General features: G+C 73.5%; 23 protein-coding genes. 14 read left to right on the top strand and 9 right to left on the bottom strand.

Features of this window, described 5'->3' with window-relative positions; all coding sequences use genetic code 11:
- Nucleotides 1–43: 43 nt before the first annotated feature.
- Both PATMI_RS0107900 and PATMI_RS0107895 read left to right on the top strand, forming a co-directional pair.
- Nucleotides 44–2,959, top strand: a complete 2,916-nt coding sequence (locus tag PATMI_RS0107900) for a hypothetical protein (protein WP_026910501.1) — start codon at nt 44–46, stop codon at nt 2,957–2,959.
- Nucleotides 2,960–3,156: 197 nt separating this feature from the next.
- Entirely contained in the window at nt 3,157–5,166 is a 2,010-nt protein-coding gene (locus PATMI_RS0107895; RefSeq protein ID WP_026910500.1) for an acetoacetate--CoA ligase, read from the top strand.
- 21 nt (nt 5,167–5,187) lie between these two features.
- On the opposite strand, the gene PATMI_RS0107890 is transcribed toward PATMI_RS0107895, so the two are convergent.
- The 3 genes from PATMI_RS0107890 to PATMI_RS0107880 form a co-directional block, all read right to left on the bottom strand.
- Complete coding sequence (locus tag PATMI_RS0107890) at nt 5,188–5,655, bottom strand: MaoC family dehydratase (RefSeq protein WP_036725456.1); 468 nt, start codon at nt 5,653–5,655, stop codon at nt 5,188–5,190.
- Between the two features lie 113 nt (nt 5,656–5,768).
- Nucleotides 5,769–6,023 (bottom strand): acyl carrier protein, encoded by a 255-nt coding sequence (locus tag PATMI_RS0107885; protein ID WP_036725452.1) that lies wholly within the window; start codon nt 6,021–6,023, stop codon nt 5,769–5,771.
- Between the two features lie 234 nt (nt 6,024–6,257).
- Entirely contained in the window at nt 6,258–6,668 is a 411-nt protein-coding gene (locus tag PATMI_RS0107880) for a nuclear transport factor 2 family protein (protein WP_026910497.1), read from the bottom strand.
- Between the two features lie 159 nt (nt 6,669–6,827).
- Here PATMI_RS0107880 and PATMI_RS0107875 point away from each other — a divergent pair, with 159 nt between their 5' ends.
- The 5 genes from PATMI_RS0107875 to PATMI_RS0107855 are packed head-to-tail and all read left to right on the top strand — an operon-like array spanning nt 6,828 to nt 12,881.
- Entirely contained in the window at nt 6,828–7,682 is an 855-nt protein-coding gene (locus tag PATMI_RS0107875) for a 3-hydroxyacyl-CoA dehydrogenase family protein (protein WP_026910496.1), read from the top strand.
- Nucleotides 7,683–7,735: 53 nt separating this feature from the next.
- Nucleotides 7,736–8,926, top strand: coding sequence for an acyl-CoA dehydrogenase family protein (locus PATMI_RS0107870; protein ID WP_211241711.1), 1,191 nt, complete (start codon nt 7,736–7,738; stop codon nt 8,924–8,926).
- A gap of 3 nt (nt 8,927–8,929) precedes the next feature.
- Nucleotides 8,930–10,456, top strand: a complete 1,527-nt coding sequence (locus PATMI_RS0107865) for a long-chain-fatty-acid--CoA ligase (protein WP_026910494.1) — start codon at nt 8,930–8,932, stop codon at nt 10,454–10,456.
- Between the two features lie 2 nt (nt 10,457–10,458).
- On the top strand, nt 10,459–11,259 hold the full coding sequence (locus PATMI_RS0107860; RefSeq protein WP_026910493.1) for an ester cyclase: 801 nt from the start codon (nt 10,459–10,461) through the stop codon (nt 11,257–11,259).
- Nucleotides 11,256–12,881, top strand: a complete 1,626-nt coding sequence (locus PATMI_RS0107855; RefSeq protein WP_026910492.1) for a flavin-containing monooxygenase — start codon at nt 11,256–11,258, stop codon at nt 12,879–12,881. The genes PATMI_RS0107860 and PATMI_RS0107855 overlap by 4 nt, the downstream gene beginning before the upstream one ends.
- Here PATMI_RS0107855 and PATMI_RS28325 read toward each other — a convergent pair.
- The 3 genes from PATMI_RS28325 to PATMI_RS0107840 all read right to left on the bottom strand — a co-directional run bounded on the left by PATMI_RS28325 (nt 12,862) and on the right by PATMI_RS0107840 (nt 15,848).
- Nucleotides 12,862–13,524 (bottom strand): TetR/AcrR family transcriptional regulator, encoded by a 663-nt coding sequence (locus PATMI_RS28325; RefSeq protein WP_051471196.1) that lies wholly within the window; start codon nt 13,522–13,524, stop codon nt 12,862–12,864. The two genes, PATMI_RS0107855 and PATMI_RS28325, sit on opposite strands and share 20 nt — an antisense overlap.
- 41 nt (nt 13,525–13,565) lie before the next feature.
- Nucleotides 13,566–14,663: a saccharopine dehydrogenase family protein gene (locus PATMI_RS0107845; RefSeq protein ID WP_026910491.1), complete on the bottom strand. Its 1,098-nt coding sequence runs from the start codon at nt 14,661–14,663 to the stop codon at nt 13,566–13,568.
- 84 nt (nt 14,664–14,747) lie between these two features.
- On the bottom strand, nt 14,748–15,848 hold the full coding sequence (locus PATMI_RS0107840) for an LLM class flavin-dependent oxidoreductase (RefSeq protein WP_026910490.1): 1,101 nt from the start codon (nt 15,846–15,848) through the stop codon (nt 14,748–14,750).
- Between the two features lie 163 nt (nt 15,849–16,011).
- Here PATMI_RS0107840 and PATMI_RS0107835 point away from each other — a divergent pair, with 163 nt between their 5' ends.
- The 3 genes from PATMI_RS0107835 to PATMI_RS28315 all read left to right on the top strand — a co-directional run bounded on the left by PATMI_RS0107835 (nt 16,012) and on the right by PATMI_RS28315 (nt 18,610).
- Complete coding sequence (locus PATMI_RS0107835; protein WP_026910489.1) at nt 16,012–16,887, top strand: SDR family NAD(P)-dependent oxidoreductase; 876 nt, start codon at nt 16,012–16,014, stop codon at nt 16,885–16,887.
- A 31-nt stretch (nt 16,888–16,918) separates the two neighbouring features.
- On the top strand, nt 16,919–17,842 hold the full coding sequence (locus PATMI_RS28320; protein ID WP_051471195.1) for an alpha/beta hydrolase: 924 nt from the start codon (nt 16,919–16,921) through the stop codon (nt 17,840–17,842).
- Between the two features lie 153 nt (nt 17,843–17,995).
- On the top strand, nt 17,996–18,610 hold the full coding sequence (locus tag PATMI_RS28315; protein ID WP_051471194.1) for a TetR/AcrR family transcriptional regulator: 615 nt from the start codon (nt 17,996–17,998) through the stop codon (nt 18,608–18,610).
- A gap of 33 nt (nt 18,611–18,643) precedes the next feature.
- Here the strand turns inward: PATMI_RS28315 and PATMI_RS0107820 are convergent, their stop codons facing one another.
- On the bottom strand, nt 18,644–19,417 hold the full coding sequence (locus tag PATMI_RS0107820; protein WP_026910488.1) for a crotonase/enoyl-CoA hydratase family protein: 774 nt from the start codon (nt 19,415–19,417) through the stop codon (nt 18,644–18,646).
- A gap of 81 nt (nt 19,418–19,498) precedes the next feature.
- Between PATMI_RS0107820 and PATMI_RS0107815 the strand changes: the two genes are divergently transcribed.
- Together PATMI_RS0107815 and PATMI_RS0107810 are read left to right on the top strand one after the other, a co-directional pair.
- Nucleotides 19,499–19,786 (top strand): antibiotic biosynthesis monooxygenase family protein, encoded by a 288-nt coding sequence (locus PATMI_RS0107815; RefSeq protein ID WP_026910487.1) that lies wholly within the window; start codon nt 19,499–19,501, stop codon nt 19,784–19,786.
- Nucleotides 19,787–19,791: 5 nt separating this feature from the next.
- Nucleotides 19,792–20,631 (top strand): beta-keto acid cleavage family enzyme, encoded by an 840-nt coding sequence (locus PATMI_RS0107810; RefSeq protein WP_036725448.1) that lies wholly within the window; start codon nt 19,792–19,794, stop codon nt 20,629–20,631.
- A 46-nt stretch (nt 20,632–20,677) separates the two neighbouring features.
- Here the strand turns inward: PATMI_RS0107810 and PATMI_RS0107805 are convergent, their stop codons facing one another.
- Together PATMI_RS0107805 and PATMI_RS0107800 are read right to left on the bottom strand one after the other, a co-directional pair.
- Nucleotides 20,678–21,442: a cyclase family protein gene (locus PATMI_RS0107805; protein WP_026910485.1), complete on the bottom strand. Its 765-nt coding sequence runs from the start codon at nt 21,440–21,442 to the stop codon at nt 20,678–20,680.
- The gene (locus PATMI_RS0107800; RefSeq protein ID WP_026910484.1) at nt 21,439–22,206 is read right to left on the bottom strand and encodes an SDR family oxidoreductase; all 768 of its coding nucleotides are present in this window, start codon (nt 22,204–22,206) and stop codon (nt 21,439–21,441) included. The genes PATMI_RS0107805 and PATMI_RS0107800 overlap by 4 nt, the downstream gene beginning before the upstream one ends.
- Nucleotides 22,207–22,398: 192 nt before the next feature.
- Between PATMI_RS0107800 and PATMI_RS0107795 the strand changes: the two genes are divergently transcribed.
- Complete coding sequence (locus PATMI_RS0107795; protein ID WP_051471193.1) at nt 22,399–23,091, top strand: TetR/AcrR family transcriptional regulator; 693 nt, start codon at nt 22,399–22,401, stop codon at nt 23,089–23,091.
- Nucleotides 23,088–24,119, top strand: a complete 1,032-nt coding sequence (locus PATMI_RS28310) for an alpha/beta hydrolase (RefSeq protein WP_051471192.1) — start codon at nt 23,088–23,090, stop codon at nt 24,117–24,119. The genes PATMI_RS0107795 and PATMI_RS28310 overlap by 4 nt, the downstream gene beginning before the upstream one ends.
- Nucleotides 24,120–24,243: the final 124 nt, after the last annotated feature.

Genomic DNA, 24,243 nt, shown 5'->3' with positions numbered 1-24,243 from the left:
GGACCCGGACCCGACGTTCTCGCGTTCAACCATTGGAGTCCGAGTGCATCCGCACCGCAGCACCCAGCCACGAAGCTCACGCCCCGCCCGACGCCGCCGCGCGGCCCTGATCGCCGGAGCGGCGCTCGGGGTCACGCTCGTCACCGCCGGCGCCGCCCAGGCGTACGAGATCGACAACTTCTCGGCGAACATCGTCAAGGCCGACGGGACCACGTTCGAGTCCCAGGCCGGCGGCCACCCCTACCAGGGGATCATCTCCTTCGACACGAAGGTCACCAAGAGCGCGAGCCCCGCGGTCCTGCCCGTGCAGGAGAACGGTGGGGCGACCTCGACGATCCGCACCGACACGCCCCCCGGGCTGGTCCCGAACCCGCAGGCGACGCCGAAGTGCGCCGAGGCGGACCTCGAGGCCAACTCCTGCGCCCCGGCGTCCCAGATCGGCACCGTCGTCCTGCGCCTGCGGACCTTCCTCCCGACGGCCGCCACGACGCCGCCCGGCGGCACGCCGCTGGCGGGCCCGGGCAGCCCGTTCGGCATCCCGGCCGGCGGCAAGGGCACGCTGCGGGTGAAGGTCGGCCTCTACAACATGGAGACGACCGCCGACGCCCCGCTCGCGCGGTTCTCGTTCAACCCGAAGCAGGCCCCGGGCGCGACCGGGGAGCCCGTCGACATCGTCGGCCACATGCGGCCCGACGACAACGGCCTGTACTTCGTCATCAGCAACGTCTCCAACCCCACGACGCCGGCCACGCCGACGCTCACCGGGTCCACCCTGACGTTCTGGGGCACCCCGGGGGCCGCGAGCCACAACAGCGAGCGCGGTGCCGCGACGCTGGCCCTCGCGGAGTCCGACACCACGCCGACGCTCCCCAGCCCGCCGTACCCGGCCGGGACGCCGCTGCCGCTCCCGTACACGCTCGCGTCGCGGGCCGCGACCGGTGCGACCGGCATCACGGACACGACCTCCGCGTTCCTGCGCAGCCCGACGTCCTGCACCGGCCCGTCGACGGCCACGCTGACGCTCGACTCCTACCAGGGCGACCACAAGACGGCCGACTTCGCCGTCGGCGCCTCCACGAACGGCCTCCAGGGCTGCGACCAGGTGCCGTTCGCGTCGACGACGACGTTCGACGCCAGCTCGATGCAGCGCGACGCGCCGACGCCGCTCGGCGTCCAGCTCGACGTGCCGCAGTCGACCGACACCGGCACGCTCGGGACGGCCGACGTCAAGCGCGTCGCGGTGACGCTGCCCCCGGGCATGACGATCAGCCCGTCCGCGGCGAACGGCCTCGAGGCCTGCACCGACGACCAGTTCCACAAGGGCACGACGGACGCGATCGCGTGCCCGGCGGCGTCCCGCATCGGTGCCACCTCGATCACCAGCCCGCTGCTCGACTCCCCGCTGACCGGCTCGGTCCACGTCGGCCAGCCGCTCTCCGGCAACCGCTACCGGCTGTTCGTGAACGCGGACGGGCACGGCATCTCGATCCGCCTGAAGGGCACGGTCACGCCCGACCCGGTCACCGGTCAGGTCTCGGCGGTCTTCGACGACAACCCGCAGCTGCCGTTCTCGCGGTTCCGCCTCGACTTCGACGGTGGCGCCAGGGCGATCATCGCGAGCCCACAGGCCTGCGGCACGGCGACCGGCTCCGGCACGCTCTCGTCCTGGTCGGGCGGCGCGGCGTCGGCCACGAGCTCGAGCGTCGACGTCGTCGCCTGCGGCGGCAACCCGTTCGGCCCGTCGCTGACGGCGGCGCTGGCGACCCCGCAGTCCGGGAAGTACGCGCCGGCCACGGTGACGCTCGGCCGGCCTGACGGCGACCAGTTCCTCAGCGGCCTGAAGGCGACGCTGCCGGCCGGCATGACCGCCCGGATCAAGGGCATCACGCCGTGCTCCGAGGCGCAGATCGGCGCCGAGTCCTGCCCCGACGCCGCGAGGATCGCGACCGTCCGCGTGCAGGCGGGTCCCGGCTCCGCGCCCTACGCGCTGACCGGCTCCGCCTACCTGACGAACGGCTACAAGGGCGGCGCCTTCGGCTCCGTCGCGATCATCCACGCCGTCGCCGGTCCGTACGACCTCGGCAACGTGGTGGTCCGCCAGGCGCTGCGCATCGATCCGAAGACCGCCCAGGTCACCGTCGACAGCGACCCGCTCCCGCAGATCAAGGAGGGCATCGTCCTCCGTCTGCGGAACCTGACGCTCGACGTCAACCGCGCGGACTTCCTGCGCAACCCGACGTCCTGCGGCACGGCGAACATCACGTCGACGCTCACCGGCATCGCCGGCGGCATCGCGAGCCCGAGCGCACCGGTCGCGTTCTCCGGCTGCCAGACCCTGCCGTTCCGGCCGAAGATCGCCCTGGCGTTCGGCAACCGGTCGCAGATGAAGAAGGGCGGCCACCCGCAGGTCAAGGCGACCGTCACGCAGTTCGAGAGCGAGGCCGGCATCAAGTCCGCCGAGGTCGCGCTGCCGAAGCAGGTCGCGCTGCAGGCCAGCAACGCGCAGTCGCTGTGTGAGAAGGCCGACGCCGCGAAGGACGCCTGCCCGAAGACCTCGATCGTGGGCTCCGCCACGGCCGAGACGACGATCCTGAACCGGAAGCTGTTCGCTCCGATCTACTTCGTCAAGGGCACCCGGAGGACGGCGGCGGGCAAGGAGGTCCCGACGCTGCCGACGCTCTACATCCCGCTGGACGGCGAGGCGCGCGTCAACCTGCGGGCCGTGACCTCGGTCAGCCGCGACCGGCTCGTGACGACGTTCCCGTCGATCCCGGACCAGCCGATCAAGAACTTCGCGATCACGATCGACGGGGGCAAGCACGGCATCATCGCCGCGACCCGCGACCTGTGCACCGCGAAGGCGAAGGCCAGCACCCGCTTCGGCAGCTGGAGCGGCAAGAAGGCCCCGACCCGCTCGACGAGGATCGGGACGGCCTGCAAGGTCGCGAAGAAGAAGTGACCCACCGGGTGGTCGCGGCCCCCGGGTCGTGACCACCGCGGCACGAGGTGGCATCCGAGCCCCGGTCTCCGACCGGGGCTCGGTCGTCCCGCCCGACGGGGGACGCGTCCTCGCTGATCCGCCCGCCGGCGATCGTCCCGCGATAGAACCGCACCGTGAGCATCGAGCCGACGTCCTCCGACCAGCCCGTCCCGGACGTGCTCTGGCGCCCCACCCCCGACGCCGTCGAGCGCGCGGCGGTGACGGCCTTCGCGCGCCACGTCGAGCGCACCCACGGCCTGGACCTCCCCGACTACGACGCGCTCTGGCGGTGGTCGACGGCGGAGCTCGAGACGTTCTGGAAGGCGATCTGGGACTGGTACGGCGTCACGTCGAGCACCCCGTACGAGCAGGTCCTGGGCAGCCACGAGCTGCCCGGGGGCGTCGCCACGTGGTTCTCGGGCGCGCGCGTGAACTACGCCGAGCACGCGCTCCGGGAGAGCGTCGGACCGGGGGGACCGGACGCCCCCACCGCCGGCGACGAGGACGTCGCGATCCTCGCGCGCTCCGAGTCGCGGGACGGCCTGACGAGCTGGACCCGCGGCGAGCTCCGCGACGAGGTCGCGGCGATCGCGGGCGGCCTGCGCGCACTGGGCGTCGGCGAGGGCGACCGCGTCGTCGCCTACCTGCCGAACATCCCGGAGACGACCGCCGCCTTCCTGGCGTGCGCGTCGCTCGGGGCGACCTGGGCGTCGTGCTCGCCGGACTTCGGCTCGCGCACCGTCGTCGACCGGTTCTCGCAGATCGAGCCGAAGGTCCTGCTCGCCGTCGACGGCTACCGCTACGGCGGCAAGGACCACGACCGCCGCGCCGTCGTCGCCCAGCTGCAGGACGAGCTGCCGACGGTGGAGACGACCGTCGTCCTGCCGTACCTGCAGGACGAGCCCGATCTCTCGGGGCTGCAGGGCGCGGTCCTCTGGGACGACGTGCGGCGCCCCGGCGAGCCGCTGACCTTCGCCCAGGTGCCGTTCGAGCACCCGCTCTGGGTCCTCTACTCGTCCGGCACCACCGGTCTCCCGAAGCCGATCGTGCACGGGCACGGCGGCATCGTCCTCGAGCACCTCAAGGCCGTCGGGCTGCAGATGGACCTCGGGCCGGGCGACCGCTTCTTCTGGTTCACCACGACCGGCTGGATGATGTGGAACCTGCTGCTCGGCGGGCTCCTCGTCGGCGGGACGATCGTGCTCTTCGACGGCGACCCGGGCACCCCGGACCTCGGCCGGCTCTGGGACCTCGCGGAGGAGACCGGGATCACGACGTTCGGCACGAGCGCGAGCTTCATCGCCGGCTCGATGAAGGCCGGGATCGTCCCGCGCGAGGGTCGCGACCTCTCCGCCCTGCGCGCCGTCGGCTCGACCGGGTCGCCGCTGTCGTCGGACGGCTTCGACTGGGCGTACGAGCACCTCGGCCCCGACCTCTGGCTCTTCTCGACGAGCGGCGGCAGCGACCTCTGCACGGCGTTCGTCGGCGGCGTGCCGACGCTCCCGGTGTACCGCGGCGAGCTCCAGGCCCGGTCCCTCGGCGCGGCCCTCGCGTCGTTCGACCCCGAGGGCCGACCGCTCGTCGGGGAGGTCGGCGAGCTCGTGCTGACCGAGCCGATGCCGTCGATGCCCGTGTTCTTCTGGGGCGACGAGGACGGCTCGCGCTACCGCGGCAGCTACTTCGAGGACTACCCGGGCGCGTGGCGCCACGGGGATTGGATCACGATCACCGACCGCGGCACGGCCGTGATCTCGGGGCGCAGCGACGCGACGATCAACCGCGGCGGCATCCGCATGGGCACCGCCGAGATCTACCGCGCGGTGCTCCAGCTCGACGAGCTGCTCGACGCCGTCGTCGTCGACGTGCCGCACCCGACCGACCCGTCCGCGAACGGCCGGATCCTGCTCTTCGTCGTGCTCCGCGAGGGCGTGGAGCTCGACGACGACCTCGTCAAGCGGATCGCGCGGCGCGTGCGCGAGGACTGCTCGCCGCGCCACGTGCCCGACGCCGCGTACGCGATCGACGCCGTCCCGCGCACGTTGTCGGGCAAGGCGCTCGAGGTGCCGCTGAAGCGGATCCTCACCGGCGAGTCCGCCGACGCGGTCGTCAGCCGCGACAGCCTCGGGAACCCCGAGGCCCTCGACGCGTTCGCCGAGCTCGCGGCGGAGCTGTCCGCCCGGGCCTGACCGGCCCGGGCGCGGCCTGCGTCAGGCGCTGCGGTAGCGCGAGATCGTCTCGGCGACGCACACGGGCTTGTCGCCGCCCTCGCGCTCCCAGGTCAGGTTCCACGTGACCTGCCAGCCGCCGTCGTTGCGGTCGACGGAGGCGACCGCGATGCGCAGGCGGACGCGGGAGCCGGTCGGCAGCGGCGACACGAACCGGACCTTGTTCAGCCCGTAGTTGATGGAGGACCCGTGGCCGCGGACCTCGATCGCCGAGTAGAGCAGCGACGGGTGCAGCGAGAGGATGAAGTAGCCGTGGACGATCGTCCCGCCGAAGGGCGAGTCCTTCGCGCGCTCCGGATCGGTGTGGATCCACTGGTGGTCGCCGGTGGCGTCCGCGAACGCGTTCACCTGCGCCTGGTCGATCGTCCGCCACTCGCTGACGGCGGCCTCCTGACCGGCGAGGGCCTCGAAGCCCTCGACGCCCTCGATGACGGTGATGCTCTCGCTCATGCGCCTATCTTGCCCCGGTCCGGGTCCCGTCGTGGACGCACGTCGGCGGCGCCTGTGGGTCCGCCCAACATGGACGCCCCGGGTTCCGGGGCACGGGAGCCACGACGCGACGGTCAGTCGGCGAGCTGCGCGACCGCGGCGGCGATCGTCTCGATCGTGCGGAACGTCCCGCGGACCATGAGCTCGTCGGGGAACTCGACGTCGAAGGCCTCCTCGACGGCGAGCATCACGTTGACGCTCGCGTGCGAGCTCATCCCCGCGTCGTAGAGATCCGCGTCCCGGGCGATCGACCCGGCGTCGGCGTCCATGCCCGCGTGGCCCGCGAGCGCCTGGCGGATCGAGTCCTCTGTTGCAGCATCAACCGGCACGCTCCCCACGGTACCCGGACGACCGCGAGTGCTATCGCGCCACGTGCCACGACGTCCGCCCCGGAACGACGAACGCCCCCGGACGGATCCGGAGGCGCTCGGCGGCGTGTGTCGGTCGGGGCCGTCCCGGGCCACCGACCGTGTGTTGTCCCGTCCAGGCACCAGGGGGCCATGGACGTACTCGATCGTACAGATCCGGCGGGCGGTCGTCGACCGGACCCCGCGCGGACGGACTCAGCCGCAGAAGACCTCCGCGGCGTGCTGCGTGTCGAGGAACTCCTTGATCTGGGCGATCTTGCCGTCGCGGAGCACGAAGAGGAAGTGGTAGTGGTTGTTGTAGACCTTGCCCTCGTTCGTCTCGGTGTACGACTCGGTCTCCACCGCGACGCGGTCGCCCTCGGCGGTGAAGGCCTCCGGGGTCAGCGAGATCGGCTGCTTGCAGTTGACGACCACGCCGCCGAGCAGCTTCTCGAACTCGGCCTTCGAGTAGGTGCCGGACAGGCACATCGTGCCGGCGACCCACCAGGTCGCGTCCTCGGTCATGAAGTCCATCGTCGCGGGGATGTCCCCGGACCCGAAGGCGACCATGAAGTCGCGGATGATCTGCTTGTTCGTCTCGACCTGCGTGGTCTCGGCCGTGCTCATGCTCGATCTGTCTCCTCGTGTGTGCTCTGGGGTGCCGGTGCGCGAGGCCGCCGCCGGGCCCGTCGGGTGCGGCGCGCCACCCCCACGGGGCCCTCAGGACCTCCTCGACCCCGAACGTACGCCGCTGACCGGGCCGCCGTCAACAGTATTGTTGAATCCATGGGACAGCGAACGAGGCCGGGCGCCGTCGCCGTCGTCGGCGCGGGCACCATGGGCGTCGGCATCGCCTACGTGTTCGCCGCGGCGGGGCACGAGACGCTGGTCGTCGAACCCGATGCGGCGCGACGGGACGCGGCGGTGCGGGTGGTCGCGGAGCAGGCCGCGGCCGGGGTCCGGCGCGGCAAGCTCGACGACGCCGCGGCGCGCGATCTCGGCGCACGGGTCCGGTGCGTCGAGGCGATCGACGCGCTGCCCGTCGACCTCGAGCTCCTCGTCGAGTCCGTGCCCGAGCGCCTCGCGCTGAAGCAGGACGTCCTCCGCGCCGCCGAGGCCCGCGGCCCCGCGCTCCTGGCGTCCAACACGAGCTCGCTGTCGATCGACGCGCTGGCCGATCGCCTGGAGCGCCCGGAGGCGTTCTGCGGCATGCACTTCTTCAACCCCGTCTGGTCGCTGAAGCTCGTCGAGGTCGTCCGCGGGACCGCGACCTCCGACGCCGCGGTGGAGCACGCCCGGGCGCTCACCGCGGGGATCGGCAAGCAGGCGATCGTGGCCCGCGACGTGGCCGGCTTCGCGACGAGCCGGCTCGACGTCGTCGCCGCGCTCGAGGCGATCCGGATGCTGGAGGACGGCGTGGCGTCGGCCGAGGACATCGACCGCGCCGCGACCCTGGCCTACCGGCACCCGGTCGGGCCGCTGCGCCTGTCCGACATCGTCGGGCTCGACGTCCGGCTCGACATCGCCGAGCACCTGTCCGGCGTCTACGGCGCGCGGTTCGCGGTGCCCGGGCTGCTGCGCCGGAAGGTCGCCGCCGGCGAGCTGGGCCAGAAGTCCGGGCGGGGCTTCTTCGCCTGGTGAGCTCGTCAACAGTCGTGTTGACAGCCGCCGCGTGGCTCGGGCATGATCGCTCCGTGGCCACCCGACAGCGCAGGCTCAGCGAGTCCCCGATCGTCCCCGTCACCGACGAGCGCCGCGAGCTCCGCGACGCCGTGGCGCAGCTCGTCGGCCGGTACGGGCGGACGTACTTCCAGGACGTCGTCAAGCGCGGCGAGCAGCCCGACGCGCTGTGGGCCGACCTCGGCGCGGCGGGCTTCCTCGGCGCCCACGTCTCGGAGCCCTACGGCGGGGGCGGCGGCTTCGCCGACACCGCCGTCGTGATCGAGGAGTGCGCGGCCCAGGGCTGCCCGATCCAGTACCTCGTGATCTCCCCGACGATCTGCTCGACGATCCTCGACCACCACGCCTCCGACGCGATCAAGGAGGAGTGGCTGCACGGCATGGCCGACGGTTCCAAGCGCATGTGCTTCGGCATCACGGAGCCCGACGCCGGCACGAACACGCACGACCTCTCGACGACCGCGACCCCGCACCCCGACGGGGGGTGGCGCATCAACGGCGGCAAGTACTGGACGACCGGGGCGACGGTCGCCGACGCGCTGATCGTCGTCGCCCGCGACGCCGATATCGGGCCGTCCGGCAAGCCCACGCTGTCGCTCTTCATCGTCGAGAAGGATGCCCCCGGGCTGACCATCCAGCCGCTGGACTCCGCGCTGACGACGGCCGAGAAGAGCTTCACCGTCTTCTACGACGACGTCCCCGTGAAGCCGGGGAACCTCATCGGCGAGCAGGGCAAGGGCCTGCAGCAGCTCTTCGCCGGCCTGAACCCCGAGCGCATCGCCGCGGCGTCGCTGGCCAACGGCATGGCGCTGTTCGCGCTCGAGAAGGCGTCGCAGTACGCGAAGGACCGCACCGTCTGGACCCAGCCGATCGGCGCGCACCAGGGCGTCGCGCACCCGCTGGCGAAGGCCTACATCGACGTGCAGCTCGCGCGGCTGATGACGATGCGCGCGGCCGAGCTCTTCGACGCCGGGTCGCCCGCCGCGGGCGAGGCCGCGAACATGGCGAAGCTCGCCGCCGCCGACGCGTGCCTGCAGGCGCTCGACCAGGCGATGCAGACCCACGGCGGCAACGGCCTGTCGCTCGAGGTCGGGATCGCCGACCTGTACTTCCTCGCCCGGATGCTGAAGGTGGCGCCCGTCAGCCGCGAGATGGTCCTCAACCACATCGCCCAGCACAGCCTCGGGCTGCCGAAGTCCTACTGAGCCATGGGGTTCACGCTGGCGAGCATCGTGCGCGGCCACGCCGCGGACCGCCCGGACGACGAGGCCGTCGTCTGCGGCGACGACCGCCTGAGCTGGGCGGAGCTCGACGGGCGCAGCTCGCGCGTCGGGAGCGCCCTGCTCGCCGACGGACTGGGCCCGGGCGACCGGATCGCGGTGCTCGCCCGCAACACGACGACGTTCTTCGAGCTCGCGTTCGGGTGCGCGAAGGCCGGCGTCGTCCTCGTCAGCCTGAACTGGCGGCTCACGGCCGCCGAGCTCGCGGACGTCCTGCACGACGCCGATCCCGCGTTCGTCGTCGCCGACGCCGACCTCGCCGGGGCCGTGGGCGGCGGGCTCCGCGTCCTCCGTCTCGGCGACCCGTACGACGCGTGGCGCGACGCCGCGCCGGCGGACGACCCGGACGTCGCGCTCGCCCCGGACGACCTCGCGTACGTCCTCTACAGCTCGGGCACCACGGGCCGGCCCAAGGGCGTGCCGATCACGCACGCGAACCTCGCGCTCAGCGAGCGGATGGCGCGCGAGGCGTTCCGGATGGACGAGGGCACCGTGCACATGTGCCCGGGCCCGCAGTTCCACATCGCCGGGGCCGGCACGGGCCTCATGGCGATGTTCCTCGGCGCACGCACCGTGGTCCTGCGAGAGATCACGCCGCGGATCCTGCTGGAGACGATCGCCCGCGAGGGCGTCACGCACGCGTTCATGGTGCCCGCGATCGTGCAGGCCGTCGTCGACGCGCCGGAGCTCGCCGACCACGACGTCTCGAGCCTGCGGCAGATCTCCTACGGCGCCGCCCCGATGACCGAGGCGCTCCTGCGCCGCGCGATGACCGCGCTCGGCTGCACCTTCCTCGGCGTCTACGGGATGACGGAGACCGCCGGGACCGTCGTCACGCTCGACCCGGACGACCACGACCCCGACGGGCCGCGCGCCGGGCTGCTGCGCTCGGTCGGCACGCCGCTGCCGTGGATCGAGCTGCAGGTCCGCGACCTGGCGTCGGGCGAGGAGGCCGCCCCGGGCGTCGTCGGGGAGATCTGCGTCCGCAGCGGCCAGAACACGCCGGGCTACTGGCGCCAGCCGGAGACCACCGCGCGGGCGATCGACGAGGACGGCTGGCTGCGGACGGGCGACGGCGCGCACCGCGACGAGGACGGCTACGTCTTCCTGCGCGACCGCATCAAGGACATGATCATCTCGGGCGGCGAGAACGTGTACCCGGCGGAGGTCGAGAACGCGCTGGCCACGCACCCGGACGTCGCGGACGTCGCCGTGATCGGCGTGCCGCACGAGCGCTGGGGCGAGACCGTCAAGGCCGTCGTCGTGCTGCAGCCGGGCGGGACCGCCGACGCGGAGACCCTGCGCGCCCACGCCCGCACGCTGCTCGCCGGCTACAAGTGCCCGACCTCGGTCGAGGTCGTCGCCGGGCTCCCGCGCAACCCCACCGGCAAGGTGCTGAAGAAGGTCCTGCGCGAGACCTACGCGGCGGGCGCGTCCGTGGCCGAGGTCCGCTGACCGTGGACGGCGTCGTCGACCTCGTCCGCCGTTGGGCGACGGACTGGCTGGAGGCCGCCGACCCGGCGGCGTGCGAGGACCTGCTGGCCGACGACTACGCGCTGGCGATCGGTGGGCTCGTCCTCGGCGGCGCGGACGGCGACGGCCGCGACGGCTACGTCCGGGCGACCGTCGACGGGCTCCTCGACCGCTTCCCCGGCGCCACGCTCACCGTCCACGAGCTGGTCGCGACCGAGGACCGCGCCGCCGGCCTCATGACCTGGAGCGGGACCACCCCCGACGGCCGCGTCGCGACGTGGCGGGTCGTCGCGATGTTCCGCGCGGAGGACGGCCGGCTCGCGGAGAGCCGCTGCGAGGAGGACTACCTCGCCCGCCGCCGGCAGCTGAAGGCCGGGACGACCGACCCGGTGCCCCCGGCCACCGCCGCGCCGTGGGACGTCCGCCCGGTGCCGCGCGACCCGGCCGCGGAGGACGCGGTGCGCGCCTGGCTGGCGACCGGCGAGCTCTCCGGCGTCGCCTTCGACGACGGGACCGGGGACGACGACGGGGACGCGGCGGACCCGGCCACCGACCCGCGCCCGGACGACGTGCGCGCCGAGGTCCTCGAGTGCTTCTCGGCCGGCCCGTGCGTCGCGTTCCACGCCCACCTGCACGGACGCCTCCGCGGGGCGCCGGCCGACGTCGTCCTGCACGTGGCCGGCCTCGTCACCGTCGAGGCCGGCGCGGTCGTCACGGGCCACGTCGTCCGCGACCGCCTGGGCCTGCGACGCGCCCTCACGACCCACGCCACGGAGACCGCATGAGCGACCAGCACCACGACGTCGTGATCGTCGGGGGCGGCCTCGCCGGGCTCTACATGCTCCACCGCGTCCGACGGCTCGGCCTCTCCGTGGTCCTGCTCGAGGCCGGCGACGGCATCGGCGGCGTCTGGCACTTCAACCGCTACCCCGGCGCCCGATGCGACGTCGAGAGCGTCGACTACTCGTACTCGTTCGACCCCGAGCTCGACCAGGAGTGGCACTGGACCGAGCGCTACGCGTCGCAGCCCGAGATCCTCTCCTACATCGAGCACGTCGCCGACCGGCACGGGCTGCGGGAGGACGTCCGGCTGAACACGCGCGTCGAGGCCTGCACGTTCGACGAGGACACCGGGCACTGGAGCGTCCGCACCGACGGCGGCGACCTGACCGCCCGCTTCTGCGTCATGGCCACGGGCGCGCTGTCGGTCCCGCGGATCCCCGACGTCCCGGGGACCGACGACTTCCGGGGTCGCCTCCTGCACACCGCGTCGTGGCCCCGCGAGCCCGTCGACCTCGCGGGGAAGCGCGTCGCGGTCGTCGGCACCGGGTCGTCCGGCACGCAGATCGTGCCCGAGCTCGCCGCCGTCGCCGAGCACGTGACGGTCTTCCAGCGCACCCCGAACTTCACCGTCCCCGCGCAGCACCGGCCGATGGACCCGGAGTACGAGCGCGAGGTCAAGTCGTCCTACCCCGACCGGCGGACCCTGACCCGGACGACCGCCAGCGGCCTGTCGATGGACACCAACCGGGAGTCCGCGGAGGACGCGGACCCCGAGCGGCGGCGGGCGGTCTACGAGGAGCAGTGGCGGACGGCCGGGTTCGGGTTCATCCTCGCGTTCCAGGACCTCCTCCTGACCCGCGCGGCGAACGACACCGCCGTCGACTTCATCCACGGCAAGATCGCCGAGCAGGTCGAGGACCCTGCGACCGCGGCGCTGCTGCAGCCGACGGACCACCCGTTCGGGACGAAGCGGCCGTGCGTCGCGAGCACCTTCTACGCGACGTTCAACCGCGACAACGTCACGCTCGAGGACCTCCGGCGCGCGCCGATCGAGGCGGTCACCGAGACCGGCCTGCGCACGTGCGAGGCCGAGCACGCGTTCGACGTCATCGTCTTCGCCACCGGCTTCGACGCGATCACCGGGGCGCTGGACCGCATCGAGATCCGGGGCCGCGGCGGGGAGACGCTGCGCGAGCACTGGGCCGACGGCCCGGGCTCGTACCTCGGGCTCGCCGTCGCCGGGTTCCCGAACCTGCTGACCATCGCCGGCCCGGGCAGCCCGTCGGTGCTCTCGAACGTCGTCGTCTCGATCGAGCAGCACGTCGAGTGGATCGCCGGGCTCCTCGAACACATGGACGCGACCGGCGCCGCGACGTTCGAGGCCGAGCAGGACGCCGAGGACGCCTGGGTCGCGCACGTCAACGCGCTGGCCGACGCGACGCTCTACCCCGTCGCGAACTCCTGGTACGTCCGGACCGACCCGACCGGCGAGCACCGCGTCTTCATGCCGTACCCGGGCGGGAACCGGCGGTACCGGCGCCGCTGCGACGAGATCGCGGCGGGCGGGTACGAGGGCTTCGTGCTCCGGCCAGCGCGGGAGTCGCTCACGCCGTCGGGGGACTGACGATGCCGTCGAGCACCGCGTCCGCGAACCCCGCGCCGATGTCCGCCGCGCTCGTCGTGGACCGCTCGGGGACGAACCAGCGGTTGGACCACCCGAGCATGCCGATGATCCCGTAGGCGACCACCCACGCCGGGCCGGCGACCCGGAGGGTGCCGGCGTCCTGGCCCTCCTGCACGATCGCGACGAGCACGCGCTCGTACTCGCGGTTGACCTGCCGCATCTCGTCCGCCCAGCCGCTGTGCTCCGGGGCGACGTGGCTCAGGTTCTCCTGGATCAGGACGTAGAGGACGGGATAGAAGTCGGCGTAGGAGACCATCAGGCCCTCCATCAGCCGCCGGAGCTTGACCGGCGCCGGGACGTCCTCCGCGTGGATCGCCCGGGCGGCCTCGAGGTTCGTGCGCGTGGCCTCCCCCACGACCTCGTGGAAGAGCTCCTCCTTCGAGGAGAAGTAGTAGTAGAGCGACGCGCGGTCGGTGCCGAGCGCCTCGGCCACGTGGCTGAGGGTCGCGCCGCGCAGGCCGCGGGCCTTGAAGACCTCGGCGCCGACGCGGAGGATCTCGCGCCGGCGGTCCTCGTAGCCGCTCGTCGCGTCGTCACGGGCGGCCTGGCGGCGGCTCGCGCTCTTGCTGGGTTCCTTCGCCACGGGCACGGCAAGCTACCAGCGCGTCCGAGGATCCCCGGTGCTCACGACGGTCCGTCGACGGACCAGGTGATCCCGTCGCCGGCGAGCGCGGCGAGCAGGTCCTCCGGGTCGAAGGCCTGCGACGGCGCGAGGACGCCCGCCGCCGAGCCGCCGCCGGCCAGGCGCGTCGCGCCCTCGACCGCGATCGCCGCGGTCGAGCCGTAGACGTCCTCGCCCTGCAGCACGCCGCGGCTCGTCCGCCCGTCGGTGCCGGTCGCCTCGGCGACGAACCCGAACCGCGCCTTCCGCCGCTGCTCCTCCGACGGGCCCTCCGGCAGCCGGCCCACGAGCTTGTCCAGGCCACGCCCGAGCGGGGTCCGCATGACCGCGGTCATGATCGGCATGAGCGACGGGGCGACGACCGAGACCGGACTCGGGACGAGCGCGTCGGCGCGCATCACGACGTCGACCTCCCGCACCTCGAGGTGCCGCGGCACCGTGACGATCTCCCCGGCCGGCCAGCGCACGGTCTTCGCCGGCCTGGTCTCGCCCGGGAAGACCACCGGATCGCGACGCGTCGGCCCGCCTCCGGGCGCCCACGTGCCGGCGCGGTAGGCGACCTCGCCGCCGGTGTACATCTCGAGGACCGACCGGGCGCTCCCGCGGGTCATGCCGAAGTCGCGGATGTCGTAGGCGAGCGTCAGGCGCTGCACCGGCGCGACGGCCGTGCCGACCAGGTGGCAGAGGAGGTCGCCGGGGACGATGTCGTAGCCCATCGCGGGGATCACGGTGACCCCCGCCGACGCGGCGTCCACGCCGCAGGTGTCGAAGATCCGCTGGATGTACAGCTGCTCGGCCGTCGTGTCGACGTAGTGGCAGCCGGCGGCGATCGCCGCGCGGACGACGGGCTCGCCGAGGCGCGTGAACGGCCCGGCGCAGTTGACCACCGCGGCGCACCCGTCGAGCGCGCGGGCGAGCGCGTCCGGGTCGTCGAGGCCCGCCGTGCGGAGCTCGGCGCCTTCGACGCCGGCCGCCGACGCGGCGTGCCGGAGGCGCTCGGTACCCCGTCCGACGAGCACCGGTTCCGCCCCCTTCGCGCGGACCCGCGCCGCGACGAGCCGCCCGGTGTAGCCACCGGCTCCGTAGACCGCGATCTTCATGACGACTCCCCGTGGATCGGAACGGACGTCCCCCGGCCCGGCGGGACCACCGTCCGCCGGGCCGGGGAACGCGGTGCTGCCGGGTCAGGCGGCGGCGGGGGCGGCCTTCGCCGCGTCCGCCCACATCTGCTTGACGGCGGGGATGACCTTCTCGCCGTAGAGCCGCAGGCTGTTCTGCGAGTTCTCGTAGGTCATGCCGCCGTAGTTCAGGACGACCAGGGCCGAGTGCTTGCCCAGGAGCTTGAAGCGCTCGTGGTACTTCTCGATCACCTGGTCCGGCGTGCCCCAGTTCTGTGCGTCGACGTACGCCTTCTGCGAGCCCTCCATGCCGGCCTGCTTGATGAGGTCGGCGCCCACCTGGTAGCTCTCGTAGCCCTTGATCCCCTTGAAGTGGTCGCCACCGAAGTCGTAGTGGTCCATCACGGAGAGGAAGTGCCGCCCGATGTGCTCGTAGGCGAGGCGCTCGGCCTCCTCCTCGTCCTCGTGACAGAGGGTGACGTCGGTGAGGATCGGCTCCGGGACCTCCTCGCCCGGGTGGAACTCGCGAAACTCGTCGCGCCAGCCCTCGATCATCGGCAGGTGGTGCTCGATCGGGTACTGGATGAAGGTCATCATCGGCGCGCCGAGCTTCGCCGCCGCGGTCGCGGAGTCCGGCGACATCGCGACGCAGAAGACCTTGTCGCGGTAGCCCGTGCGCGGGCGCGGGCGGATCTCGACGCGGGGCTGCTTGAAGTACTTGCCGTCGCCCTCGCAGAAGCCGGTGTCGAGCGCGGTGAGGACCATCTCGGCCGCCTCGTCGAAGCGGTCGCGCGACTCGTTCATGTCGACGCGGAAGCCGCGGTACTCCTTCTTGGAGAGGCCGCGACCGAGGCCGAGGGCCGTGCGGCCCGGCGCGAGGTACTCGAGCTGCGACATCTTCTCCGCGACCCGGACGGGGTCGTTCCAGGGCAGGATGCACGCGCCCGGCTTCAGCACCGCGTTCTCCGTCTTCGCGGCGAGGTACGCCAGGTACTGGAAGTTGTCACCGCACATCCCGTACGACTCGAAGTGGTGCTCGACGCAGGCGATGGAGTCGAAGCCGGCCTTGTCGGCCGCGATGGCCAGCTCGGTCTCGCCCTGCCAGGTCTGGAAGTCGTCCAGATCGGCGTGCCAGTTCTGCATCACGTTCAGGAACCCGAATTCCATGGTGCCTCGATCTCCTCGTTCGCGAGCGGACGGCGTCCGCTCCTGCGTGGCTGAGCCGAACCTAACCCGCGTCAAGGCTGCCGTCAACACCGATGTCGAAGACGTGTCAACACTGGTGTCGAAATGGTCGACACACGCGTCAGGTCACGTGTAGTGTCGGGTCATGCCACCCCGGGTTCCCGCTCCGACGGCCGTGGTCACCGGCGGCGCGAGCGGCATCGGCCTCGCGACGACGACGCGGCTGCTCGACGACGGCTGGTCCGTCGTCGTCGGTGACCTGAACGCCGAGGCCGGCGCCCGCGCGCTCGACGCGGCGGCCGACGCCGGCCGCGCGGACCGTCTGGCGGTCGTGCCGTGCGACGTGACGGAGGAGTCCGACGTCGAGGCCCTCGTCGCCACCGCCGTCGAGCGTTTCGGCGGCCTGACCTGCATGGTCAACAACGCGGGCGTGCCCGGCGCGTTCGGGGCGGTCGAGGAGACCGAGGTCGACGACTGGGACTACACCTTCGCGGTGCTCGTCCGCGGCGTCTTCCTCGGCACGAAGCACGCGGTCCGGGCCTTCGGGACGACGGGCGGGGGCGCGATCGTGAACGTCGCCTCGATCGCCGGGCTCTCCGGTGGCGGCGGCCCCGTCGCCTACTCCGCCGCGAAGGCCGCCGTCATCAGCATCACGAAGTCGACGGCGGTCGAGCTCGCACCGCGCCGCGTCCGCGTCAACGCGGTCGCCCCCGGCCCGGTCCTGACCCCGATCCTCGGCGACGGCGAGGCCCGCCTGGCCCGCGCCGCCGAGACGCTGCGCACCACGCAGCCGTGGCCCGACCCGGGCATGCCCGAGGACGTCGCCGCGGCGATCGCGTTCCTCGCCGGCCCGGACGCCCGGTTCATCAGCGGCGACACGCTGATCGTCGACGGCGGCCAGACCGCGTCCGGTCCCGCCGAGGCCATGAACCGGCTCGCCGATCCGCGCGCACGCGGGATCGCGGGCGTCAGCCGCGGCTCGACCGGTCAGGCCGGCGAGCTCCGACGAGTTTCCAGCTAGACCGACCACCCAGCACCACGAGGAGCGCACCGTGCCCAGCCCCGAAGCCGCAATCGTCTTCAAGAAGAACCAGGACCTGTTGGCCGCCTGGCTCGCCGACCCGGAGGCCACGATCGACGACTTCCGCGTGATCTTCGAGGACTTCCTCGGCGAGCTCGAGATCCCGGCGGACGCCACCTTCGAGGACGTCGACGCCGGCGGCGTCCCGTCGATCGCCGTCACGGCGCCCGGTGCGTCGACCGACCAGGTCGTCGTCCACTTCCACTCGGGCGGGTACGTCCTCGGGTCCGCCAAGGGCTACCGCTCGTTCGGCGCCTACCTCTCCGCCGCGACCGGGGCCCGCGTGCTCCTCGTCGACTACCGGCTGGCGCCGGAGAACCCGTACCCGGCCGCGATCGACGACGCGCTCGCGGCGTACGACCACGTCGTCGCCGAGGGCGTCTCGCCGTCGAACATCGTCATCAGCGGCGACTCGGCGGGCGGCGGGCTCGCGCTCGTCACGCTGCAGGCGCTGCGCGACCGCGGCGGCGAGCAACCCGCCGCCGGGGTCTCGATCTCGCCGTGGGCCGACTTCACGCTCAGCGGGGAGTCGATGACCACGAACGCGGCCAACGACCCGATCGTCCCGGGCCCGGACCTCCTGGCGATGATGGCCGGGATGATCATCGGCGAGGACGGCGACCCGAGGAACCCGCGGGTCTCGCCGATCTTCGGGGACTGGACGGGTCTGCCCCCGCTCCTCGTGTTCGCCGGGTCGATCGAGACCCTCCGCGACGACGGCAAGCGCGCCGTCGAGGCCGCGAAGCAGGCCGGCGTCGACGCGACGTTCATCGAGGGCGAGGGCATGGTCCACATCTGGCCGACGTACGCCGAGCTCATGCCGGAGGCCGTCGAGGCGCGGGAGCAGATCGGCGCGTTCGTGAAGAGCAAGGTCGGGGCGGGCGCCACGGCCTGACCGGCCGGCGGTCGACGACGGCGCGCGGGTGGCGCACCGTCGTCGGCGCACCGTCGATCGGCGGCCCGTGCGGACGTCGCCGCCGGTCCGCGGGACCGGTCCTTCGGAGCCCTCGCCTACGATGGCGCCGATGCCCGTCCGTCCGTGCCGCCCGTGACCGCCGACGACGCGGTCCCGGACGCACGCGCCGGCGGCCTGCGCAAGCGGGAGAGCGAGGTCCTCGACGCCGCGGTCGCGGTCTTCTGGAGCAAGGGCTACGCCGCCGCGACGATCCAGGACGTCGCCGACCGGATCGGCGTCCTGAAGGGGAGCCTCTACTACTACATCGAGTCGAAGGAGGGCCTGCTCGAGCGGCTCTTCGACGAGATCAACCGCGACGCGCGGGCGATCCTCGCGGACGTCTCCGCGCTCGACGCCCCGCCGCTGGAGCGCCTCCGCGCGTACGTCGAGCGCTACACCGCCTGGTACCTGACGTCCTTCGAGCGGGTCAGCATCTACTTCAGCGAGTGGCACCACCTGACGGGCGAGCGGCGCGCCAAGCAGCTCGCCCAGCGCGCCGAGTTCGAGCTGTTCGTCCGCGGCCTGATCGCGGAGGCCCGGGACGCGGGGGCGGTCGATCCGGAGATCGACGTGAAGCACGCGTCGTTCTTCCTCCTGGGCGGCATGAACTCGGCGGCCACCTGGTACTCGAGCACCGGCACCGACTCGCCCGAGCGCATCGCCGCGTCCCACGCGCGGATGGCCGTCGGGCTGCTGCGGGCGCCCTGACCCCGGGCCCCGGGTCCGCGGGCGACGGACCGGTCAGCGCCCGGTCCACACCGGGGCGCGCCGCTCCTTGAACGCCGTCGCCGCCTCGCGGGCGTCGTCGGACTCGAGCACCGGGGCGGACAGCTCGTCCTGGCGCACCCAGAACTCGGCCTCGTCCCACGTGGCCTGGTCGCGGAGGATCGCCTTGGTCGCCGCCACCCCGAGCGGGCCGTTCCGGGCGATCCGGCTCGCGAGCTCGAGCGCGGCCTCCAGCGCACCGCCGGGCTCGGTGACGACGTTGACGAGCCCCGTCTCGTGGCCCCGCCGCCCCGTCACCGGGTCGCCGGTCAGGGCCATCTCCATCGCGAGCCCCACGGGGATGCGCTCCGGCAGCCGGCGCAACCCGCCGCTCCCGGCCACCAGCGCGAGCTTGACCTCGGGGAGTCCGAGCTTCGCGTCGCTCGCCGCGACGAGCAGGTCCGCGACGAGCGCCAGCTCGAGCCCGCCGGCGACGGCGAACCCCTCGACCGCGGCGACCACCGGCTTGCGCGGACGGCTCCGGCAGATCCGTGCGAACCCGCCCGAGGGGTCGAGCGTGTACTCGCCGCTCGCGAACGCCCCGAGGTCCATCCCCGAGCAGAAGCCGCGACCGGCGCCCGCGAGGACCGCGACGGCGAGGTCCGGGTCGGCGTCGAGCTCGTCCATCGCCGCCCCGAGCCCCTCGGACAGCGCCAGGTCGATCGCGTTGCGGTGCTCCGGGCGGTTCAGCGTGACGAGCAGGACCGCGTCGCGGCGCTCGACGAGGACGGCGGGCTCGGGGTCGGCCATGGCGCGAGCGTAGCGTCCGGGACGCCGCGGCTTCAACATCGGTGTTGACCGGCCGGGCGGGCGCCGGATAGGTTCGGTCCCATGGTCATCGAACGCGCGCAGCTGCCCATCAAGCCCGGGGGCGGCGACGACCTCGCGGCCGCGGTCCCGGAGGTCGTGGCGCTGCTCGGCGCAGCCGCAGGCTGCCACGGCGCCCGGTTCGGCCGCGGCGTCGAGGAGCCCGACACCTGGGTGCTGCTCGTCGAGTGGGACGCCGTCGACGACCACGTCGCCTACACGAAGACCCCGGACTTCGAGACCCTCCGCGGTCTGCTCGGGCCGCACCTCGCGGGCGCCCCCGAGGTCCTGCACTTCGAGGTCGTCGGCTGATCGCCGTGGCCTCCTCCGCCAAGGCCGTCGTCACGGTCGCGCCGACCGGCCCGATCGCCTCGCGCGACGACAACCCGTCGCTGCCCGTCACCCCCGAGGCGATCGCCGACGCCGTGCAGGAGGCCCACGAGCTCGGGGCCGCCGTCGCGCACCTGCACCTGCGGGGCGAGGACGAGCGGCCGACCGCCGACGTCGGACTCGCCCGCCACGTCGTCGAGCTCGTGCAGTCGCGCTGCGACATCCTCGTCCAGCTGTCGACCGGCGTCGGGCTCGGCGTCCCGTTCGACGCGCGCGCGGCCCTCGTCGAGGCCCGCCCCGAGATGGCGACGCTGAACCCGTGCTCGATGTCGTTCGGGCAGGCCGAGTTCTCGAACCCGCCGAAGGACGTCGCCCGCCTGGCGGAGCGGATGCGCGAGCTCGGCGTGAAGCCCGAGCTCGAGATCTACGACACCGGCCACCTCGACGCGTGCCTGCGGATGCGCGACGCCGGGCTGCTCGCCGAGCCGCTGCAGTTCAGCATCGTGCTCGGCGTCCAGGGCGGGATGGCCGCGACGCCCGAGAACCTGATGACGATGGCGGCCCGCATGCCGGCGGACGCCGCGTGGCAGGTCGTCGCGATCGGCCGGTCGAACCTGCGGCTCTCCGCGATCGCCCTCGCGCTCGGCGGCAACGTGCGCGCGGGGCTCGAGGACACGCTCCACGTCCGCCGGGGCGAGCTCGCCGACGGCAACGCGCCACTCGTCGCCCGGGCCGTGCGCCTGGCCGAGGACCTCGACCGCGGCGTCGCGACCGTGGCCGAGGCCCGGGAGTCGCTGGGGCTGCCGCGGGTGCGCGCGACGGCCTGACGGGGCGGGGTCGGCGGCGCGGGGCCGCCGGTCCCCCGCTCCCGGATCAGTCCGGCACGATCCCGACGACGCGCGCCGGAGCCGCGCTCGCGCCGACGATCCGCAGCGGGAAGCAGCTGACCGTGAACCCGGTCGGCGGCAGCTCACCGAGGTTGCAGAGGCGCTCGATCTGGGAGTACTCGAGGTCGACCTGGTGCGCGGCCCAAAAGATGCCGGGCTCGTTCGCGGCGAGCGCGTCGGTGGCCTGCATCTGCAGCGGGCGGTCCCAGCCCCACGCGTCGATGCCCATGACGCGCACGCCGCGGTCGTACAGCCAGCGGGTCGCCTCGGCCGTCACGCCCGGCCCGCGGGCGATGTAGTCCGCGGCGGCGTAGAACGCGTCGCGGCCCGAGCGGACGAGGACGATGTCGTGCGGCGCGAGCTCGTGGCCGACCCGCGCGAGCTCGGACTCGACCTGGGCGACGGTGACGGCCTCGCCGTCCGCGTTGTCCCGCACGTCGAGGACGACGCCCGGCCGGTGGTACCAGTCCAGCGGCAGCTCGTCGATCGCCTTCGCGGGCCGCCCGGCGATCGTCGAGTTGTAGTGCCGGGGTGCGTCGACGTGGGTGGAGTTGTGGGTGCCGAGCCGGTCGATGGAGTCGTTGGCCCAGCCCTCGCCGTCGCGGAGGAGCTCGGCGGGGACGCCGAACATCTCGCGGATCTGGGCGGCACCCTCGGCGTGGTCGGTGGACGAGACGTCCGTCCGCTGGAAGTCGCCGACGTCGGGCGGGCTCGTGGCGATCGGGGCGGAGAGGTCGACGAAGCGGCTCATGTCGTCAGCTCGATCCCGCCGTCGACCGGGATGATCGCCCCGGTCACGTTCCGGCCCGCGCGCGAGGACAGGAAGACGGTCACGCCCGCCATGTCGTCGGGGTGCCCGATCCGGCCGAGCGGCGAGGTCGCCGTGATCGCGTCGCCCTCGGACTCGAGCATCGCGGCCATCATCTTCGTCGGGAACGGCCCCGGGGCGACCGCGTTGACGGTGATGTGCCGCGGCCCGAGGTCCCGTGCGAGGTGGCGCGTCAGCTGGTGCAGCGCGGCCTTCGTCGACGAGTAGGAGAACGTCGGCCACTCCGGGACGCGCAGGCCCTCGATGCTGCCGACGTTGATGATCCGGCCCGGGTCCTCGCCGGTCGCGCCGGCCTCCAGCAGCGGCAGGAACGCGCGGGCGACGAAGAACGGCGCCTTGAGGTTCAGGTCGACGACCTTGTCCCACGCGGCGGCGGGGAAGTCGTCGATCGGCGCGCCCCAGGTGGCGCCCGCGTTGTTGACCACGACGTGGACGGCCTCCTCGCGGGCCCCGACCTCCTCGGCCAGCAGCAGACAATCGGACTCCTTGCCGAGGTCGGCCTGGATGAACGTCGCGACGCCGTAGGGCTCGAGCTCCCGCACGGCCTCCTGGCCGGCGTCGGCCTTGCGCGAGCTGACGTAGACGGAGGCGCCGGCCTGCAGCAGGCCCCGCGCCATCATCAGGCCGATCCCGCGGGTGCCGCCGGTCACGACGGCGACCTTGCCGGTCAGGTCGAAGAGCTCCATCCGTCCTCCTTCGTGGGGTGGGTGCGGGACGCTCCCGCCGCCTGCCGGATGCCCGTGCGGGGACGTCCGCCGGAGGGCGACGAGGCCGCACGACCTCGTCAACATATCTGTTGAAGACCGTGCGGCGCAAGACGTCCCCGACGCCCTCGACCGCCCCCGTTCGCGGTCCGGTCACGGGGCTACACTGCCCCCGTGGCCGACGAACCGCAGCAGCCCGAGGACGCCGCGGACAGCGGCATCGGCCGGCGCCGCGCCGCGGCCCGCAGCGGGGGTCGCGCCGACTACGAGGAGCGCCGCGCGGCCATCGTCGCCGCCGCCGCGACCCTCTTCAAGCGCCAGGGCTACGCCCGCACGACGTTCGCCGACATCGCCCGCGAGGTCGGCAGCGACCGGGCGTCGCTCTACTACTACGTGGGCGGCAAGGACGAGCTGCTGGACGCCGTCGTCACCGACGTCGTCCGCGCGAACACGGCCGCCGCAGAGGCCGTCCGCGACGGTGACGGCACGGCACCGGAGAAGCTGCGGGAGCTGATCGTCGGGACCATGCGGGCGTTCCACGAGCACTACCCGATGCTCTACGTCTACCTGCAGGAGAACCTCGCCCACGCACCGGACGACCGCCAGGCGTGGGCGCAGGACATGCGGGCCGTCAACCGCCGGTGGGCCGGGGCGATCGAGGACGTCGTCCGGGAGGGGCTCGAGGCCGGGACCCTGCGCTCGGCGGTCCCTGCCCGGGTCCTCGCCAACGGGATCATGGGCATGGTCAACTGGACCAACCGCTGGTACGACCCCGAGCGCACGAGCGTCGACGCGGAGGAGATCGGCACGACCTACGCCGACGTCCTGCTGTCGGGCCTCGCCGCCCCCGCCGCGGTCGCGTCGTGAGCTCCCGTCCGGCGTCCGCCGCGGACGGCGCGCCCGACGTCGCGGGAGGGTCGGGGCCGCCGGCCGGCGTGTCCGCGACGGGCCCGCTCGACGGGACGCCGCACCCCGACGTCGCCCGGCTCGCCGCGGCGTTCGCCGAGAGCGACGCACCGACCTACGACGTACTCGGGGTCGTCCGTTCGCGCGCCGCCGTCGAGAACGTCGTCCGCCTGCAGTCCCCGAAGCCCGACGTGCCCGCCGTGCGGGACCTCCTCGTCCCCGGTGCCGACGGCCGGCTGCCGGCGCGGGTGTACGACGCCGCCCCCGGATCGCCGTCGCCGCTCGTCGTCTACCTGCACGGCGGCGGCTTCGTGTTCGGCGGCCTGCGGGCGACGGACCGGCCCTGCCGTCGCCTGGCCCTCGCCGGCGCCTGCGTGGTGGTCGCCGTGGACTACCGCCTCGCACCGGAGACCCCGTTCCCCGGCCCGCTCGACGACGTCGTGGCCGCGGTGCGCTGGATCGCGGCGAACGCCGCGGACCTCGGGGGCGACCCGGAGCGCGTGGTGCTCCTCGGCGACAGCGCCGGCGGCAACCTGGCGGCCGCGGCGGCGATCGACCTGCGGGAGACCGGCGGCCCGCGCATCGCGCACCAGGTCCTGCTCTACCCGTGCCTCGTGCCGCCCGGGAGCACGGACGCCCCGGCCGGGTCGATGACCACGCACGCCGACGGCCCGCTGATGACCCGGCACGAGCTCGTGTGGTTCTGGGAGCACTACCTCCGCAGCGCGCTCGACGCCGAGGACCCCCGTGCGATCCCCTCGCTCGCCCCGGACCACGCCGGGCTTCCCCCGGCGACGGTCGTCGTCGCGGAGCTCGACCCCCTCCGCGACGAGGGCCTGGCCTACGCCGCGCTGCTCCGGGGCGCCGGGGTGCCGGTCGACACCACGGTCTACGCCGGCGGCGCCCACGGGTTCTGGTGGATGGACGCCGCGCTGTCGCAGGCCGGCGCCCTCGACGCGCAGCTCGGCGCGCTGCTGCGGACCCTCTGAGCGGCGCGGGTCGGCGTGGTCACGGATGGTCGGTGTCCGACCATCCGTGACCGGGGGACCCACGATCTGCGGGGACGCGGTCACCCGTGGTCGGTATCCGACCATCCTCGACCGCGGGACCCGC

Source organism: Patulibacter minatonensis DSM 18081 (assembly GCF_000519325.1).
Taxonomy (GTDB): Bacteria; Actinomycetota; Thermoleophilia; order Solirubrobacterales; family Solirubrobacteraceae; genus Patulibacter; species Patulibacter minatonensis.
This window is presented reverse-complemented; position numbering and strand designations above follow the sequence as displayed.

Excerpts from the sequence above, each read along its gene's own strand:
- PATMI_RS0107890 (WP_036725456.1), bottom strand. The coding sequence starts at position 5,655 with ATGAGCGAGAGCATCACCGTCATCGAGGGCGTCGAGGGCTTCGAGGCC.
- PATMI_RS0107880 (WP_026910497.1), bottom strand. The coding sequence starts at position 6,668 with ATGAGCACGGCCGAGACCACGCAGGTCGAGACGAACAAGCAGATCATC.
- PATMI_RS0107875 (WP_026910496.1), top strand. The coding sequence starts at position 6,828 with ATGGGACAGCGAACGAGGCCGGGCGCCGTCGCCGTCGTCGGCGCGGGC.
- PATMI_RS0107865 (WP_026910494.1), top strand. The coding sequence starts at position 8,930 with ATGGGGTTCACGCTGGCGAGCATCGTGCGCGGCCACGCCGCGGACCGC.
- PATMI_RS0107855 (WP_026910492.1), top strand. The coding sequence starts at position 11,256 with ATGAGCGACCAGCACCACGACGTCGTGATCGTCGGGGGCGGCCTCGCC.
- PATMI_RS0107845 (WP_026910491.1), bottom strand. The coding sequence starts at position 14,663 with ATGAAGATCGCGGTCTACGGAGCCGGTGGCTACACCGGGCGGCTCGTC.
- PATMI_RS0107840 (WP_026910490.1), bottom strand. The coding sequence starts at position 15,848 with ATGGAATTCGGGTTCCTGAACGTGATGCAGAACTGGCACGCCGATCTG.
- PATMI_RS0107835 (WP_026910489.1), top strand. The coding sequence starts at position 16,012 with ATGCCACCCCGGGTTCCCGCTCCGACGGCCGTGGTCACCGGCGGCGCG.
- PATMI_RS0107820 (WP_026910488.1), bottom strand. The coding sequence starts at position 19,417 with ATGGCCGACCCCGAGCCCGCCGTCCTCGTCGAGCGCCGCGACGCGGTC.
- PATMI_RS0107815 (WP_026910487.1), top strand. The coding sequence starts at position 19,499 with ATGGTCATCGAACGCGCGCAGCTGCCCATCAAGCCCGGGGGCGGCGAC.
- PATMI_RS0107805 (WP_026910485.1), bottom strand. The coding sequence starts at position 21,442 with ATGAGCCGCTTCGTCGACCTCTCCGCCCCGATCGCCACGAGCCCGCCC.
- PATMI_RS0107800 (WP_026910484.1), bottom strand. The coding sequence starts at position 22,206 with ATGGAGCTCTTCGACCTGACCGGCAAGGTCGCCGTCGTGACCGGCGGC.